The sequence below is a fragment of the Tengunoibacter tsumagoiensis genome, from assembly GCF_003967535.1.
GTDB lineage: Bacteria > Chloroflexota > Ktedonobacteria > Ktedonobacterales > Ktedonobacteraceae > Tengunoibacter > Tengunoibacter tsumagoiensis.
Genome location: NZ_BIFR01000002.1, coordinates 1,439,269 through 1,455,462, shown reverse-complemented (window position 1 = coordinate 1,455,462; position 16,194 = coordinate 1,439,269). Strand labels below are relative to the sequence as shown.

Annotated in this window: 16 protein-coding genes and 1 pseudogene; 9 read left to right on the top strand and 8 right to left on the bottom strand. The window is 50.9% G+C overall.

Annotated elements, in window-relative coordinates:
- The first annotated feature begins 265 nt into the window (after nt 1-265).
- Together EL628_RS26340 and EL628_RS26335 are read left to right on the top strand one after the other, a co-directional pair.
- On the top strand, nt 266-817 hold the full coding sequence (locus EL628_RS26340; protein WP_161975782.1) for an RNA polymerase sigma factor: 552 nt from the start codon (nt 266-268) through the stop codon (nt 815-817).
- Nucleotides 804-1,892, top strand: coding sequence for a hypothetical protein (locus tag EL628_RS26335; RefSeq protein WP_126582959.1), 1,089 nt, complete (start codon nt 804-806; stop codon nt 1,890-1,892). Before EL628_RS26340 ends, EL628_RS26335 begins: the two co-directional genes overlap by 14 nt.
- Before the next feature lie 507 nt (nt 1,893-2,399).
- Here EL628_RS26335 and EL628_RS26325 read toward each other — a convergent pair.
- Nucleotides 2,400-3,494, bottom strand: coding sequence for an SDR family oxidoreductase (locus EL628_RS26325; RefSeq protein WP_245994474.1), 1,095 nt, complete (start codon nt 3,492-3,494; stop codon nt 2,400-2,402).
- Nucleotides 3,495-3,628: 134 nt separating this feature from the next.
- Between EL628_RS26325 and EL628_RS26320 the strand changes: the two genes are divergently transcribed.
- Nucleotides 3,629-4,018: a winged helix-turn-helix transcriptional regulator gene (locus tag EL628_RS26320; RefSeq protein ID WP_126582958.1), complete on the top strand. Its 390-nt coding sequence runs from the start codon at nt 3,629-3,631 to the stop codon at nt 4,016-4,018.
- 290 nt (nt 4,019-4,308) lie between these two features.
- Here the strand turns inward: EL628_RS26320 and EL628_RS31170 are convergent.
- Nucleotides 4,309-4,413: pseudogene (locus EL628_RS31170) on the bottom strand (KGG domain-containing protein); the annotation flags it as partial.
- A gap of 825 nt (nt 4,414-5,238) precedes the next feature.
- Here EL628_RS31170 and EL628_RS26315 point away from each other — a divergent pair.
- From EL628_RS26315 to EL628_RS26295, 5 genes are all read left to right on the top strand, one after another.
- Nucleotides 5,239-8,406, top strand: coding sequence for a winged helix-turn-helix domain-containing protein (locus EL628_RS26315; RefSeq protein WP_126582957.1), 3,168 nt, complete (start codon nt 5,239-5,241; stop codon nt 8,404-8,406).
- A 186-nt stretch (nt 8,407-8,592) separates the two neighbouring features.
- Nucleotides 8,593-8,808 (top strand): DUF8691 family protein, encoded by a 216-nt coding sequence (locus tag EL628_RS26310; RefSeq protein WP_126582956.1) that lies wholly within the window; start codon nt 8,593-8,595, stop codon nt 8,806-8,808.
- A gap of 72 nt (nt 8,809-8,880) precedes the next feature.
- Nucleotides 8,881-9,252, top strand: a complete 372-nt coding sequence (locus EL628_RS26305) for a glyoxalase superfamily protein (RefSeq protein WP_126582955.1) — start codon at nt 8,881-8,883, stop codon at nt 9,250-9,252.
- A gap of 170 nt (nt 9,253-9,422) precedes the next feature.
- A complete protein-coding gene (locus EL628_RS26300) occupies nt 9,423-9,893 on the top strand; it encodes a pyridoxamine 5'-phosphate oxidase family protein (RefSeq protein WP_126582954.1) in 471 nt (156 codons plus the stop codon).
- Nucleotides 9,894-9,926: 33 nt separating this feature from the next.
- Nucleotides 9,927-10,403, top strand: coding sequence for an iron chaperone (locus EL628_RS26295; protein ID WP_126582953.1), 477 nt, complete (start codon nt 9,927-9,929; stop codon nt 10,401-10,403).
- 254 nt (nt 10,404-10,657) lie between these two features.
- Here the strand turns inward: EL628_RS26295 and EL628_RS26290 are convergent, their stop codons facing one another.
- The 5 genes from EL628_RS26290 to EL628_RS26270 form a co-directional block, all read right to left on the bottom strand.
- Nucleotides 10,658-11,965 (bottom strand): acyl-CoA thioesterase/bile acid-CoA:amino acid N-acyltransferase family protein, encoded by a 1,308-nt coding sequence (locus tag EL628_RS26290; protein WP_126582952.1) that lies wholly within the window; start codon nt 11,963-11,965, stop codon nt 10,658-10,660.
- Nucleotides 11,955-12,194, bottom strand: a complete 240-nt coding sequence (locus EL628_RS31165) for a metal-sensitive transcriptional regulator (protein WP_126582951.1) — start codon at nt 12,192-12,194, stop codon at nt 11,955-11,957. The genes EL628_RS26290 and EL628_RS31165 overlap by 11 nt, the downstream gene beginning before the upstream one ends.
- 181 nt (nt 12,195-12,375) lie before the next feature.
- A complete protein-coding gene (locus EL628_RS26280; protein WP_218029000.1) occupies nt 12,376-12,891 on the bottom strand; it encodes an SRPBCC family protein in 516 nt (171 codons plus the stop codon).
- Nucleotides 12,892-12,912: 21 nt separating this feature from the next.
- Entirely contained in the window at nt 12,913-13,305 is a 393-nt protein-coding gene (locus EL628_RS26275; protein WP_126582950.1) for an ArsR/SmtB family transcription factor, read from the bottom strand.
- A gap of 79 nt (nt 13,306-13,384) precedes the next feature.
- Entirely contained in the window at nt 13,385-13,846 is a 462-nt protein-coding gene (locus EL628_RS26270) for an SRPBCC domain-containing protein (protein ID WP_126582949.1), read from the bottom strand.
- A gap of 258 nt (nt 13,847-14,104) precedes the next feature.
- Here EL628_RS26270 and EL628_RS26265 point away from each other — a divergent pair, with 258 nt between their 5' ends.
- Nucleotides 14,105-14,764, top strand: coding sequence for a DUF7002 family protein (locus EL628_RS26265; RefSeq protein WP_126582948.1), 660 nt, complete (start codon nt 14,105-14,107; stop codon nt 14,762-14,764).
- Between the two features lie 249 nt (nt 14,765-15,013).
- On the opposite strand, the gene EL628_RS26260 is transcribed toward EL628_RS26265, so the two are convergent.
- Nucleotides 15,014-16,045, bottom strand: a complete 1,032-nt coding sequence (locus EL628_RS26260) for a Gfo/Idh/MocA family protein (protein ID WP_126582947.1) — start codon at nt 16,043-16,045, stop codon at nt 15,014-15,016.
- Nucleotides 16,046-16,194: the final 149 nt, after the last annotated feature.

The window sequence follows — 16,194 nt, the reverse complement described above, 5'->3', positions numbered from 1 at the left end:
CTGTCACCAGATGCAAGGTGGTGGGCAAAAAAACAGAAAAAAAACGCATAAATGTGGTATTAAGCATTAATATCCAGAAATGCAACACTAAGCGCTTAGTATTGTATTCCTGGCTCCCTCACACTCTGCATGGAAAATAATTTACACCCCTACTAACAAAATCTCTTCTAGCGTTCGTATCCTGAAAATGGCATTTCCCGTGCCACGTTTTGGTGCCTCATCCGATAAGTTCTATGAGATCTTAAACAAACGAGAGGGACACACCATGCATCAGGGCAAAGCCACTGAAGAACAGAGCGATGTACATATAGCGCTCTATGATCGGCATATCTCCGCTCTCCTGCCCTACCTGACCCGGCTTATGACGAGCCGCCAGGATGTCGAGGATGTACTTTTTGACGTCTTTGCCGCGGCCTTGACAAGCCAGACCTTTGCGCACCTCACGGATGAGCAGCAAAGGGCCTGGCTCTACCGCGTCGCGCGCAACAAAGCTATCGATCACTATCGCCACCACACCGCCCTGACAATTGTTCCCATGGAGGAGACATGGGACAACCAGGACGAGGAGCCGACGCCCGAACAACGCTTCCTGCGCCAGGAATGCCATGCCTTCCTGCACGAGGCAATCGCCCAACTCTCTCCCCTCCAGCAACAGCTCATCCATCTACGCTATCAAGAGAACATGCGCCTGGTCGATATTGCGGCCTGCTTTCAGAAACCAGATGGGACGGTACGTAAGATGCTAGCACGCACTCTCAAACAGCTACGAACACTCTACGAACGTCAGGAGAAAGGAGGCAATCATGAAGCCATTTGAGGACATCCTACCAGAAGAAGAGGGGAACTACCTTGTAGACCTGCTCCAGGAAGAGCCCCGCCAACTACTTGAACTCAAGCCCGCCGAGCAAGAACAGATCATCCAACGGATACGCGAGCGCCTGCTACAAACATCGCTGGACGCCCTTCCTGAACAAGAATATGACCCGGGTCAGTTCCTCATGACTCCTATTTCGCGACCACCAGCCACGCGCCGCCAGCGCCTCACCAGCCTGGTAAGCAGCCTCGTCGCAATCCTGGTAGTCGGCGTGATTATAACATCTGCGCTCTCGCTCTTCATCCCACAAAGGACCATTATGACCGGCCCACCTGCTGGCCCCGTCCAATCACCTGGCACCACCCATGTCCAGGCTGGCGGATTTGAGATGACGCTCGGTATCACGCAGGGGCCTTACTTTCTAGGCGAAATGCTTGAGGTCAATATCAAGCTTACCAATCACACTTCAAAAGTACAATGGGTAGCCTCGCCTTTTAGCAAGAGCGCCTGTGGTTACACAGATAGTATTGAGATGCAAGAAAATGTAAAGCCCGCCTTTGAACTTCCACCTACAGATCATCGTTGCCCGTCCGGGGCTGCAGGGCATTTGCAGATTTTACCCGGGCATACGCTAAGCACACAGAAATACTTTGTCTTGCAGTGGAGTGGTTCCATTACTTTAACAAGTACAATAGATTTTCTTGAGCAGAACAATGATCAGTGGTACCAGCCCGTAAAAAGCCCTCTGGAGGGACACTGGCCTACCCTGCACCTTCATGTCGCCTCTCAAGTCCCGCCGGATCGCCTGCTTACAGCTCACGTCACGGACAAGTCTATCACGGTAGATGCCTCGCCCTCCGCACATCTACAATACCTCTTTGGCTTTACCTGTACCAACGGACCCGGCTCTGGTTCTGAAAATACAGACAACTATGGCTCAGGCAACTATGGCTGGCAACCTCTCAAGAGCACCACAGTCAACCGGCCCGCCTGCTCTATGAAGCACATCACCTGGAGCTATGCCATTGGCGTCCCCGGTTACGCTGTTGCCACAGGCAATGCGCAGTCAGATACATAGGCACGCAATGCTTTGCAGATAAAGCCCCTGCCAACACAGACCCTTTGTTCTAGGGTCCGTGCTGGCAGGGGCTTCTCTTTCTGGCTGCAATCTTTTTGGTTTCTTGATCCTCTTATAGAGGTAGCGTTTGTTCCTGCCCGGTATCTGAATACTACCCCTCCACGAAGTACCTCTCCACGTCATACTCTGCCTTGAGGGGCGTGGTGAAAAGCTCTCTGGATCTGCGCTAGCTGGCTATTGGAGCGGGATCTGGCCAGCGACCTGGAGTTTTTATGCCGGCTCTGCCCGTTCACATGGTCTGGGCACAGTCTTGACCACGCTCCATCTCGATTTTGAGCAGGAAGCGGTGGAGGTACCAGGAATCCCATATGAGCAAGTGAGGCAAGTTGCGCTTATCCCTGTCACTTATACACTGGGAACCGCATTCAAACCTGCTGCTCGTAAACCGTTAGAAGAGGTTTTGCATCGGGATCGGTGGTAGAGAGAAGCTAAAACGATGTGACCAATTTAGGGAATGACCTTGCGGTGACGAAAATTCTCGAAAATGCTCAAGAACATCGCTTCCGTATCAACATACTCGTGGAAACCAAAGCGGCGGGCTTTTGAACCATCAGCGAACATGTCATAGTCCCAGGAGAAGACGAAATCACCAAAGCCCCAGGACGTGACCTTTTGATAGGGGTGAGGAGCAAGTCCATACTTCTCGATCATGGCATTCCAGAGCGGCTCCTTGTCGGCCATGACGACAGTGAGTGACATCGGCAACGGGGGCGCTACCTCAAGCTCAAAGAAGCGCGCGATCTTTGGCCACATCTCGCTCCAGCGGAATAGGTCTCCATTGTTGATGTTGAATGCCTGGTTGGCGCACCGTTCGTCAGTGGCCGCCCAGACGGTTGCCCGCGCCAGCAGGCCCGCGTCGGTCATTTCCAGGAGCTTATCGTACGCGCCCGGCTTGCCTGGGAAGCGCAGTGGTAATCCCAGTTCCTTCGAGATAGCAGCATAGACCGCGATTACCGAAGCCAGGTTCATCGGATTGCCCAGCGCAAACCCGCCAACCACAGACGGGCGGATCGCTGACCAGTTCCAGGTTTTACCTCGTTGCCGCTGTTCGAGGAAAGCTTGCTGATCGACGTTGAATTCTGGCGGCATATGAGGAGGGTCGCTCTCACGAGCGGGCGTCTTGAACGGGCCCAGATGCGCACCATAAACCTTGTATCCTTGCATCAGGCTCACATGCTGCAAATCGGCTGCAATTGGCTCGACTGCCTCGATCACATGAACGAGCATAGCCAGATTGGGCGGAACCAGTTCGGCCCAGGTTGGCCGATCCTGATATGCAGCATAGAAAATGTGTGTCACCTGAGTGAGGCTGCCCAACTTCTCGTGACAGTCGTCTCGATCAAGCAAATCAACCATTACATACCGAACCCGGTCCGTAGACGTTCCACCGCGTCGTGCTACACCAATGACATCCCAATCGTCGAGTGTTGTCAGATAATCGATGAGATTACGACCAATGACTCCTTGTGCTCCAACAACCAGGGCTACCTTCCGTTTTTGTTCATTTTCTCTGCTAGTAAGTGCATATTGTGACATAACCATGGAAGCTCCTTTTATAATTCTATGACTAATATTGTTTGTGTGCTCTTACTATAAGCACTTATGGGGAGTCTCACAAGTACGCACTTTGAAGTAACCGAGAAGCGTCTGGATGGGATGTGTGCTATACTTGGAGCATGGAAAAGACACTGCTACAATCTTCAGCGCATAGCGTATTGATCGCTCGCTGCTATTCGCGGGATGTCCTCGATCTGATTGCCGACAAATGGATAGCCCTCATCTTTGCTCTGCTTGAAAAACACCCTACGCGCTTCAATGAGTTACAGCGCGCGATTGAGGGAATCTCCCACAAGATGCTCACGCAAACGCTACGCAATTTGGAACGCAGGGGGATTGTCGAACGCAAGATCATACCGACTATTCCGCCTGCCGTGGAATATTCACTCTCTTCACTGGGAACCACTCTCATCCCGCTAATGGCGGCCTTGCGACAGTGGGCGGAAGAACATATGGAGGAAGTTGAACAGGCCTTTCAGGCGTATGAAGAGCGAGAAGAAAAAGCATAGTATTGAGGTTAAATCCAGGTTGAGAAAGATCTTTTTTATCTTCCCAAACCGGTTATATGCTGCAATGCCACTGCACAGAAAAGCGGTGCAAGAGTGTTCTTGCACCACTTTATCGCCTTTGATAGGCCATCAGCCGATTCTGGAACAACGATCATCCTTTTCCTGGACGCCTCTTTCCACCAAATCTTCGCACTATGTAAGCGCTCGCATCCATTGGAAGTTGGACGCCATCCTCTGCCAATCTGGGATGACTCGTATGATAGAGGTTATGGTAATCGTTGGAACAGGATCTAGTCCTTATAACTGGCCTGACCACCTTCACTGCCAGCTTTGCGGGCCTCTTCACTCGTGAATTCATGCGCATTGCCACTTTCATGAGCGGCGCGACCAGCCTTCTGGTGCTGTTCCTGACTGACTGCTTCCCTGCCCTTCTGCCCTACAGCGCTTCTTTTTTGTGTTCAGATACCATATTCTTTCTACTTTTTTAAAAGTAGATATAGTTATATATAAGGGAGAGCCCGTCTAAATCTATGCTCTTTGGCTTTTACTACTATCCTTCTCTCTGTCTCCTCGTGCTATTTTTTGCTTTAAGATAGCGCATTGTGGCCTCTATCAATGAAAAGCTAGATACGCTATACTGTTTGAACTTTTATTGTTCTGCTTATAAACATAGTAGAGCTCTTTTTTATGGCGAATACTCAACAGCAAGTAATAATTTATCAAGAAGGCTTAAGAAAAGTGGGAATGGAAGCAATGAAGCCACGAAAACAGAATAGGTTCTGATACAAAGTGAAGAATGGGATACTTACAGTATCTTATGGTGATGACAAATCAACATGTGATTCTTTCCATCTTTAGCGCTCTTTCCATCATCACGGTCCTGGGTGATCGTTACTAAAGGCGTGAGCCTGGAAGTGGGAGAGAGGCGGGTGAGCACGCTCAGAGGGGTGTCCGTGTCCCGGGGGATAATAATTGAGGCTGACGACATGGGCCAGACCGTATCCTTACCCGAAAACGAGATCAATGCCTTATTCAACTCTTCTAGCCGTTGTTTCCTGACATGAGAATCCCTTTCGAACGCTGGGGGACCAACCCGGAACGGGAATGCCCTGGCCAGAAGGGAAGCTCCTTGCCGATGTGCCCCCTCTTTGGTATACTTCCTGATGTGTTGGGAGGAATGGGATGGTTGCCAGGAACAATAGAGCCACAAGGAAGATTCAATGTCTAGAACTCCTCTTCATGCCCTGATCTGGTCCAAAGAGCGGCACCTCTACGAGCAATATACCCGGGGTCAGCTTCAACACCATTTTCAACCTGCGGAAGATGCCGCCTGGTTCGTCTGGCTCCAGGGGGTCTCCTCCTTTGCCTTCCACGGTGCCAGAGGCTCCCTCAATGTCTATCAGGAGCAGAGGCCACGCGGAGGAGCATATTGGTATGCCTACCAGACCAGAGACGGCCATACGCGTAAGCAGTATCTCGGACGGATGGAGACTCTCACGCTCTCGCGACTGGAGGAGACCGCACAGGCGCTGGCTCACGTGCAGCAGCCCACAACCACTACCGAACAGGGGATGCTGCTACTCTCCAGCCGACTTACCCCGCCACGGCAGCCGAATACCCTGGTGGAGCGCGAGCGCCTGCTGACTGCACTCGATGCGTCACTTTCGACGCCGCTCACACTGCTCTCTGCATCCGCGGGCTGGGGTAAAACCACACTGCTCTCGATCTGGGCACACCGGCAAAAAAAGACGCAGGTCGCCTGGCTCTCGCTGGACGAACTGGACAATAGCCCGGCACGCTTCTGGAGTGCGCTGATTATGGCGCTGCGCCGCTGCCCCAGCCTGGCAGCGAATTTTGGGGAAAACGTGGTGGCAGAGTTGCAATCGCCCCAGCCACCGCCGCTTTCCTCCTGTCTGTCGGTGCTTCTCCATGAGCTGGAAAGCCAGCAGGTGTATCCTGCCCCCATCGTCCTTATTGTGGATGATTATCAGCTGATAGAGACGTCGGTCATTCACCAGGGTATAGCCTTCTTCCTGGAGCATCTGCCCCCCCATCTGCATCTGATCCTCTCCAGCCGCGTCGACCCGGATCTGCCTCTTGCTCGTCTGCGAGCCCACGGGCAGTTGACCGAGATTCGCGCGGATGAACTGCGCTTCCAGGAGGATGAAGCGAGCCAGTTTTTACATAAAATGCTCTTCCCTCCGCTCTCGGCAGAAGAGCTGCAGCGGCTGATGAGCCGAACGGAGGGTTGGATCGCTGGTCTGCATCTGGTTGGGCTCACGCTGCAGAAACGTGAGGATCGCACAGCCTACCTTGAGACATTGACTGGTAGCCAGCGATACCTTCTGGACTACGTGCAAGAGGATATTCTAGCACGTCTCTCCCCCGAGACCCGCACTTTTTTGCTGCAGATCGCCATCCTCTCTCGCCTGGATGCTGCGGTATGCCAGGCCGTCACTGCCGCGCCAACAAGAGCGACCAGCCAGCAGATGCTCACATTGCTGGAGCGAGCAAACCTTTTTCTGGTCCCCCTGGATGAGGAACGGCGCATCTATCGACTGCATGATCTCTTTAGAGAAGCCCTGCTCTCGGCGCTCCACAGCAGCCAGCCAGAGATGGCCTTGCTCTTACATCGCCGGGCCGCCGACTTTTATGAGGCCGAAGGGCAATGGGCAGAGGCTATTCTTCATGCACTTGCTGGAGCATCCTTCTCCATGGCAGCGCGTCTGATGGAGCAGACTGTTGAGCAGTTCTGGGTACGTGGAGAGATGGCCATGATGTCGCGCTGGGTACTGTCATTGCCAGATCCGCTGGTGCCCGAACACGCACGTCTGGCGCTCACCACAGCGCTCTACCTGCTCCATCCCGTCTCCTCTTCAACCCGCGAGCAACGCGAAAGTCGCTATCAGCACGTAAGGCAGCTCATCAAACGGGTTAACACTGCCTTCTCTCATCACACGAAGGCGACTCATCAGGCAACGCTGGCAGCACCAGCAGGATCGAGCGTGCCCTCCATCGATCCAGAAGTCCTGCATCGACGCCTGCACCTGTTACAGGCAGGGATGGCCTTGTATGAGGCGATAGAAGCCTCGGATTTTAAGCGCCTTCCGGTCCTTCATCAGGAGATGCTGGAGCTTGATAAGGATGAGGAGGTTATCTGGCATATGCTTCCACTCTTCTGCAACGTTGTTTACTACACGGCTCGACAAGAGAGGGCGAAGCTTTTGCCACAGCTCCTGGACGCCAAACAACAAGTGCGTCGGTCGGGAAGCCAATTTGCTGTGACCAGGGTCAGACAGTGGCTGGCACTCTCCGCCGTAGAGGCGGGACAGTTGCGCCTGGCCTATGAGGAGAGTCTGGCTGCCCTCGACCTGATTGAGCAGACAGGGAGCTATGCTCTGCTGAAAGGATACTTTAAAGATATCCTGGCGCTGATATTGTACCAGTGGAATCGATTGGAAGAGGCGCGTGACTGGATGCGAACGGCCATTCAGGAGGCTGTTACCTGGCAGCAGAGTAATCTCCTTCTGTCAGGATATATCCGCTTGATGCAGATCGAGTTGGCGAGAGGAGATCTGTCTGCGGTCCAACAAACGCTGCACTCGTTTGAGCAATTAGAAGGCCACCGGAACTGGCTGCCCATCATGCGAGCACAATGGTGGCTGGCTACGGGACAGCTACAGGAAGCAACGAACTGGGCACAGAACATTGTCTTGCCCGAGGGGGCATGGGAGCGTAGCTTGTATGATGTGTTCCCGGTCATGATACGGATATATTTTGCAACGTTTCGTTGGACGGAGGCGCTGCAGTTGCTAGAGCGCTTTGGTGAGGACCTGAGTCGTTCGGCAAATAGCAGAATCACCCTTACTTATCTTGCCCAGTACATAGTAGCGCTCCATCACACAGGTCAGAATGAGCGAGCCTACGAAGTTACAATGAGACTGTTTGCCTTAACTGAACCCGAGGGCTACCTGCGTGTGTACCTGGATGAAGGCGAACCAATGCGCCAGGCACTTGAGCAGTTCCAGACCTCACATTCCCATCAGCATGATCTGACCGCTTCTGCTTCAACAATCGCCTACATCTCACAGCTGCTATCAGCAATCGCCCAGGAGCAGTCTGGTGCAAACAGAGCGTTGGAGCCTGCTCTTCCGTCTGGACCGGTCTCAGCCGGGCAAGCGTCCGTCAGTCCACCCGCGCTTCTGACGCAACGCGAGCAGGATGTCTTGCGCCTGCTGAACACAGGAGCCTCAAACCAGGATATCGCCCAGGCCCTGGTGATCGAGCTCCCCACCGTCAAAAAACACGTCAGCAATCTGCTCGGCAAATTAGGAGCCACCAGCCGAACCCAGGCGGTTGCTCTGGCGCGAGCGCGCTCCCTGCTCTAACAAGATTCCTCCCAACAGGTGGTCTTTCTTCGCAGGCAACTACTCCCTTTGGTATCCTTTTGGCGACTGTGGAAGTACTCGCGTTCTGGTATGCTTTGTTCAGACGCAGGGAGAGGTGATCCTGGTGATTCACTTTCCCGAGCACAGCGCGAAGATCGTGAAACGCGCAGAATGCGGAGGAGGCAGATGTTCTACACGATACGTGTCCAGGGACACCTGGACCAGTCCTGGGAAGATCGCTTTGGCGGGCTCTGCATCGAGCAACAGGCGACCGGGACAACGCTCCTCTCGGGGAACTTGCCAGATCAGGCTGCGCTGCATGGAGTGCTCCTCCAGATTGTCCGGCTTGGTCTGACGCTGCTCTCACTTGAAACGAACGAGAGCAAGAAACTGGATACGTGAGCCATGGCTCAATTCACATTATTCTCATGAATAAATGACTGTTTTACACTCCTTGAAAGGGTAATTTTAATAATGGCTAATGAACAAATCTTAATGGTGATGATGGCAGTTACCGATATGGCAAAGGCCAAAGCCTTCTACGCAGAACAATTCGGATTTGAGGTCACCAAAGATGTCGGCGCGGGCGATTATCATTGGGTCTCGCTTTCTCTCCCAGGAGGAGGCACCACTCTGACGCTGTCGACGATGCATGAACATATGAAACCGGGGACGATGCGACTTTACCTCTCGACTTCAGATATTGAAGTAGCATACAACGAGCTCAAAGCAAAGGGTGTCAGTGTCAACGACATAAAAGATGATCTGTACGGCCCGGGCTCTGGCGTCAAATGGTTTGACCTCCGTGACCCCGATGGCAATGTATGGCAGGTAGTTCAGTCTTAGTCCTTTTCGAGCAATCGTCCTGGCTATGAGCGTGGTAAGTAATCGTGGGAGCTGGCAGCCGCTCCCACAGAACTGCTCAGACCTGTGCTGCTGGACCCATTGGCGTGAAACGAGATGAGATTTCGCGCCCAATGACTTTCATAGAAAGAGAAAACATCGGGGGGGAATATATGAAACAGTCCTGGCAAGATTTTGCGCTCGTTGAACCAGAACTTGCTGCCTTTGGCGAGGCTCGCTTGAAAAGTGGTCCAGCCTATCTGGCAACCGTTCGTGCTGATGGACTGCCTCGCGTTCATCCTGTGACGCCAATTATCGGCGAGGGGCATCTGTTGTTGTTTATGGAGCCCACCTCTCCAAAAGGACATGATTTACAGCGTGGTTCTGGCTATGCGTTACATTGTTGGGTCAGTGATACGAACGGTGGAGAAGGAGAGTTCTGGCTGGTGGGACATGCTCTTCTCACTGCTAGTCCAGCCATGCGAGCGCTGGCGACGACCTATGGGTATCAGCCGCAGGATCATTACATTGTCTTCGAGTTGACGGTAGAAAGCGCGTTTTCAACGATCTACGCTGATACTGGTCAGCCCATACGGAAAAGATGGAAGAGCGAGCAAGAGAAGTCCGCAGTCGAACTGTCGTAAAATTGTCGTTTGAATAAAAATAAGGAGATTAGTATGAGCCAGTCAGATCTGAACGTTTCTCAGCAACCCGCCAGCAGCACGGAAGCGATCAACAAGAAGTCTAAAGGATTCTCGCAGCAGGAACGAGCCGCGATGAAGGAGCGTGCTAAAGAGGAACGTGCCAGCAAAGACAGGGCAGAAGGAGAAAAAGATGTGCTCACAAAGATCGCTGAGATGTCGGAATCGGATCGTGCGATAGCCACCCGATTCCATGAGATCGTCAAAGCGAACACGCCAGACCTCTCGCCCAAAACCTGGTATGGCATGCCTGCATATGCCAGGGATGGGAAGATTGTCTGCTTCTTCCAGCCGGCGCAAAAGTTCCAGACCAGGTACGCAACGATCGGTTTTAACGATAGCGCAAACCTTGACGAAGGTATGATGTGGCCTGTCTCCTTCGCGCTAAAAGAACTGAACACTGAAGGAGAAGAGAAAATCATTGCGCTGATAAAGAAAGCGGTCAGTCAGTAAGAGGGGAGGCTAAGATCCTTGCCAAAGAGAGGTAGGGCTAGGATCACTGTAAAAACAGTAACTGTTCAGAAGGGTGGCGTAAAAGGTTCATTGTCTGCAATTGTCGTTGTATTCCTGGTAGTGCCGAGTTCAAATGTGTAAACATAGGCCTGATTCGCCTCTTTTAAGTGGTCCTTCTGAATAGTTACTATCCCTATAGCCTCCGTGACATCACGCTACGTGTGGTCCGTCTTGCCGCTTAGCGGAAAAATGTGCTAGTGCATATGGTGCTTCAAAAAGGTGAGAAGCATTTGCCAGGAGTGCGCCGAAGCACGTGCATTCCCTTGAGGGGTGCCACCATAATCATTGATACTTCCAGAAAATTGGTGACGTAATTGCGTCAGGGTTGTTGAAACGTTTGGCATACCAATTTTATGTCCAGCATGAGCATAGCTTACATGTTGATGCCAGTAGGGATGATGGTGGTGTCGCAAACGTTGCTCAATCTCCTCCGCAAAAAGTGTTCCAGGCCACATCTGATCATCCTCACCTGAAATAAGCAAGATGGGTCCCTGGATTCGCTCAACGAGGATTGCAGCACGAGCAAGTTCGTCTGTATGCTGAAGGGTTTCTAAGTACAATGTACGGTAAGCGATAGGAGCTCCCTCAGCCAACTGTCGTTTCTCATAGGCTTCAAAAATGGGAGCAGGCTTGTAAGTAACAAAAGGCAGAGGCTGATCATGGTAGGACCAGGATGAAGTGACTTTCTCACCTAATCCTTGATAGACATACGCGCTAGGGGCATAGGCCACCACAGCAGCAATCTCAGAAACAGTTGCGCCCAAAAGCAAAGCCCCCTCTGCCCCTTTTGAGATGCCTATGACGGCAATTTTTTGATGAGCAACCACATCTATATGGCGTAGCCACTGTACCGCCTTAATGAAATATTCTAGGGGGATTTCTTGCAGATGGCTGGGAAGCGAGTTGACGCCGAAATAGGCTAATGCCACAACAACATAGCCATAGGTAGCTAATAATGCCGCCTCTTGTTCACGAAGAGCTCCACTGGAGCCACTCAAAAGCAAGAGACAAGGAAAGGAACCAAACTTTCTGGGAGTAAACATGGTGCCAATCAGACCATGTTCAGACAAAGGCTGGCGTCGTACCTGTTGCTCATTCCAAAAGAAACGTTCATGGCGAGCTACTGCTATACGTTGGTTTGCTACCTCGGCAGAAAGCTCATAGCTCAAAGGAGCGATGGAAATGCTTTTGAAAGGAGAAAACGCAGACGATGGTGTTGCGTTGAGTGGCTGTAACGACCAGAAGAGGCCCATGGCATCACATTCGGTATAGCTTCCCGCTAGCGGAGGTTGTTCACTCACATCTACCACTCCATGTGTATTAGCACGAAACATGGCCCATGAGTCCCATATCCGCCCCATCTCATCACAGATGGTCATACGTAGCGTTACCAGTTGCTCTGGCAAAAGGTAAATAAGGCGAATGTTCACGGTTTCATCAACACGAGCAGGTTCGGGGATGATAACAAACCGAGGAAGAGCAGTGCTTGATTCATCCTGCATAGGGTTCTCCTTGAAAAAGTGAAGACTGTTTTCCTTTGTCTATTAGTGATATTTTAGTATAGATAGATCGAAAAGTACAATGATTAATTATAATACTATTTATAGCTTCTTTTGCCTTTCCATGCCCAACCGCTTCCGTCACACAATGTTCAATGTGATGTTCAAGAATGACCTTGCCAACCTGATCAAGGGAAGCCCGCACCGCCGATATCCTGTGTGAGCATATCATCACAGTCGCGTTCCTCTTCCCAGAACCGTTTGAGGTTCTGGGAAGTTGAGTGTCTTATTGTGGTCTCTTAGTCGTACCGCTGAGTGATGCAGCTTTTCTCCCTTGCATGATGCGAACAGAAACCGCCATTACAGGTATGTAAAAACGTTCATCAGTTTTGATGATACAATCTTCTATCTTGTCAGTTCACACTTTCTCTGTTGGATTGAGATGCCTTTTCTGCCTGGTTATCAAAGGCCAGATGCTCCCCTTTGTTGGGACGCCCTTTCCCTGTGGTAATCAAAGGCAGTAAACTTCCCTGCACATAGTCGGTCCATGCAGGTGAACAGACATCATAACACTCAAATGTGGGAACTAACCCCTCGTGAGTGAAGAGGAGCTGCGTTTTGTTCCCTACTTGAGAGATGTCAAAATGCACTTTTGTGCCTATCCATTCGTTCTGGTCTTTCACAAAACTAAAATGATTGTATGTGACAAGCCAGACAACTGACTTGTCAGGAATAACTTCGATGATTTTCATTGTGCAAGAATGAAGGTCTTTGTAGTGATAGGCAAATTCATCATGAAGTTGGGAAGTGGAGCCTTCAATGTCTTCCGACCACCATCCGCGGACATTGGTGACCGCATTGAAGACTTCTTCTGGCGTCTGATCGACCAGCATGGTCGTGGTAAAATGGCGCTGATCAAGTGTTTGCATGCGTATTTCTTCCTTTTTCTATTATTCTTGAATATCTCTAAAATCTGCTTTTTCCTGATGGTCAGTTTCTTGCTCCTGCGTGGATGGGGAATTCGTCTCCTCAAGCAGAAAATCTTGTAGAGCAGCGAGACGATGATCCCACTGAACTGAAAGTTCATCAATCCAGGTCGTGACGGACCGCAAAGCCTCGGGTTGAGGCACGTAGCGCCGCTCACGACCTATTTCTTGAGCCATCACGAGACCAGCCTGCTCTAAGGTCACCAGATGTTTGATAATAGCTTGACGCGTGATGGGCAAACGGGTAGCGAAGACCGCTGCTGTCCCTGAGCCTTCTTCGCACAATTGTTGCAGCAAGAGACGACGTGTGGGATCAGCAAGAGCCAGAAAGATTCGCTGCTCCTGTGAATCTGTCATCTTTCTTTGTTTCTCCTCTCACCACAGGGCACTGCTCTTGTAAGCGATCTCTCATAAGCGGGCCGGGACTGTGCAGGCACTACACGACTTCCTGACTCTGGAGAAAGTCGCGCAACCCATTCAGGCATTCTTGCCAGCCATCGGAGTTATCGTGAAAGGATTGCTCAGCCGGAACCAATTTGGGCAGGGATGCAAAACCTGACTCGACCAACGTCAAAAGGGTCCCCTCAGCCTGCTCTGCCAGCGTAATCTCTACCAATGTATTGGGTACGATGTCAAACGTGATCTCTGGATGACTGACCGCATAAGAAGGCCAGCGAAAGGCAAAGCGCTGGATTGGCTCGATAACCTCAATTGAGCCGAGATAAGGACAAGGTTTATTCTCCCAGCTAAATTGGATGGCACCACCGACACGAAAATCCATACTACTCACAATCCCAAACCAACGTGCAAGCTGCTCTGTTTTTGTAACAGCTTCCCAGACGCGCTCACGTGGGATGGGCAAATGGATGGTTCGCTCGATACGATCAGAAAAGGTCATGTGATCTCCTCTTTGCTAACGCAACATGCGTATACTGTCTTCAGGCAACCTCTGGGTTGCCTGAAGACAGTATACCAGAAAAATCAAGAATAGGCAACTATTTAGTTGCCTATTCTTGAGGAGGCGTCACATAAACAAAGTTGATGATCAAGCTAGCAGCGAGCTTGACACAGCCATGCCATTGAATTATCTTTAAGACCTGAATGTATAAAAAAGAAGAGGACACCTTTCTAAGATGAGAAAGCCTGGACGGAAGGAATGATTCAGCTTACCACTCTCTATCATCTGGCTGAAGCCGCCAATTGGCCTGCGATCCAGCGGGACGGCCTGCATAGTGCGAGCACTCTTCTCGATCTCGCAGGCCTCACCGGAGAGGATCGGGAACGATTAGAGAAGCACCAGCGATTAACGCATACCGAACTACCAAACGGGGTTCAGTTGCGGGATCAGCGCCCTCTGCCATCAGCAGCCTTATCAACCTGTTTGATTGGCATTGCCCCATCTGAATGGTACGCCCTTATTAATGCTCGCGTCTTCTTCTGGCTTGATCCAGAGCGACTCAATCGACAGCGATCCGCCTGCAATCCCCGCCCTCAAGTGGTCTTGACCGTAGATGCGAACAAACTCATAGCGGCCTATGCTGAGAAGATTACTGTTACCCCGATCAATACCGGGAATGCTCGCCGTCGTCCGGCCAGACGGGGAGCAGCAACCTTCGTTCCCTATGCAGCATGGGTCACCTCCGCCTGGGCCAGTGAGGGTGCCAGTTTAGGTCCACCGGTACGACCATCATCGCACCCTCCTGTGGAACTGACCATTGCTGGATCGATCCCGGATATTATGCAATTCGTTGTCAGAGTGCAGCAGTTGGCCCCTGGTCAACTGTTTACGCCAGTAGTAGGGGTAGAGCACGTGTAAGCTGTCACCAAAAGAAAGACTGGCTCTTACGTCACTACTGTCATCGAACGGGAAAGCAGTACCAAAAGACAAAGGCACCCCTTTACCGAATTTGCTGGGCCTTAAGTCGCGTTTGGAGAGGTTTCCCTCCACTCTTCTCTTTTGCTCATGGGAAATCATCACCCGGAGGTTGGAATTCACGTTCCAAACCTCCGGGATGACTCATGGAACAATCAAGAGTTTGATGCTACTCGTAATTCATCTATGCACTTACCAGCTAATTCTGGCAGTTTGTCCTGTTTCAGCGCTCTCAATAGCTCCAAAAACCATAGCTAAGCTTTTGATGTTGTCGGCAGCTTTTGTTTCGGGTTGCGTCCCATTTTGAATACATTCAAAAAACTCCCGAATTAATCCTGCATGCCCTCCAACATTGGTAGCTTCGTACACTGGTATTTCAATATCCTGATAAGCTGAAATAAAATTCCCCGTTTCCTTGATAACCTGAGCCTGCAGATTTTTTCCACCATCCCAGGTTAAGGTTCCTTTCTCTCCAACTATGCGCCAGTCGCATTCCCAAGTCGTTGGTAGTCCTTCGGCACACCAACTGCCACGATACGTGTAGATAGTGCCATCAACCATTGTAAAAATGGCAATAGCTGATGCATCCTGATCATACCAGGAACCTTGGGGATTCCATTCTTTACAATAAACGGATACAGGATCGGCTCCAATCAAGAAGCGTGCGATATCAAAAGTGTGAATAGCCATATCCAGAAGCAGCACATGCTTCATGTGATCTCGAAATCCACCAAAGTGAGCTCCAATATAGAAATCACTGTTTACCATCGTAATGTTACCAATGGTTTTCTGCTCTAGAAAATGTTTGACCTGGCGAGTTGCGGGTTCATAGCGCCTGTTCTGAATAACTGAAAAAATCTTTCCTGCTCGTTGAGCCGCTACTAACATTTCCTTTGCATGTTCCATTGAGTCAGCCAGTGGCTTCTCACTCAATACATGGCATCCATGCTGCAGCGCCATCATGGTGACCTCGTAATGTGCATCAGGAATGGTACAGTTAAATACAGCATCAACTTCAGTCTGCTCCAAAACACTGGCAAGGTCTCTGGCGATTATAGCTTCGGTTAGGTGGAAATCTGAAGCTTTCTTCCTGGCGGCTTCTTCAAAAATATCTACCAGGCTTACTATTTCAACTTCGGGCAATTTGCGGATGGCTTCGAGCCATGCACTACTCATACTTCCACATCCTACCAGCACAGTACGCACTTTCCGTTCTTGCATCATAATTCCTTACTTCTGATAATCATATCTCATCCGCATCGAGATGTCTATTCTGGCTTGTCTCCACCTGTATCCAGGCAAACATCTGTGCTCCATTCATCCAAACAACTACTTTGCAGCCCATCCACCATTAATAACTAATGTGGACCTTG